The organism is Metabacillus bambusae (assembly GCF_017497975.1).
Classification (GTDB): Bacteria; Bacillota; Bacilli; order Bacillales; family Bacillaceae; genus Metabacillus; species Metabacillus bambusae.
The window spans coordinates 1-516 of record NZ_JAGDEL010000075.1 but is presented as its reverse complement, the minus strand read 5'-3'; the positions used below and the strand labels follow the sequence as shown (position 1 = coordinate 516).

1 protein-coding gene is annotated in these 516 nt (G+C 44.4%); it reads right to left on the bottom strand.

Translation table 11 applies throughout. The annotated features are described in order from the left end of the window. Positions 1 to 461, bottom strand: a 461-nt coding sequence (locus I7822_RS29650) for a spore germination protein (RefSeq protein WP_207982567.1), incomplete at its 3' end; no start/stop codon positions are given. Between the last annotated feature and the right edge of the window lie 55 nt (positions 462 to 516).

The window sequence follows — 516 nt, the reverse complement described above, 5'->3', positions numbered from 1 at the left end:
GTGGAGATATGCTCGATAAATCCTTCCCGCGGACCGCGAATGACGGGTTCGGAGGTAGGATCTTCCGGGGTTCGTTTATCCAGCCCTGAAACCGTAACCGTCAAAGCATTGCTATCCCCGGCGGTAAGAACCACGGCATAACCCATTAACACCAACCGAACAATTTCGGATATGCTTCCGGTTGTATTTGTGTTTGCAGCAGAGACCATTTGATCATCCAGAATTTCGACTTCCTCGAATTGCTCGTCTCGAGTATTGTCATTTTTTACCAATGATTTAATGACATGTTCGTCGATCATTTTTTCATCCACTAAACTTTTGATAAATACGACAAGCCATTGAAGGTGCCCTGCAACTCGAATTTTTCGAAATACGATATCGGAACAGTTGCGGAAGATGTCCTTGAGCAATTTCTCATTGCGATCGATTTCCGATGTTAGGTTGCGCTCCTCTTTACCCATTTCAAGCTCCTCTGTTCTTTTCTAATCCGTTGGCTTGAGCAACCTTTTCCATATT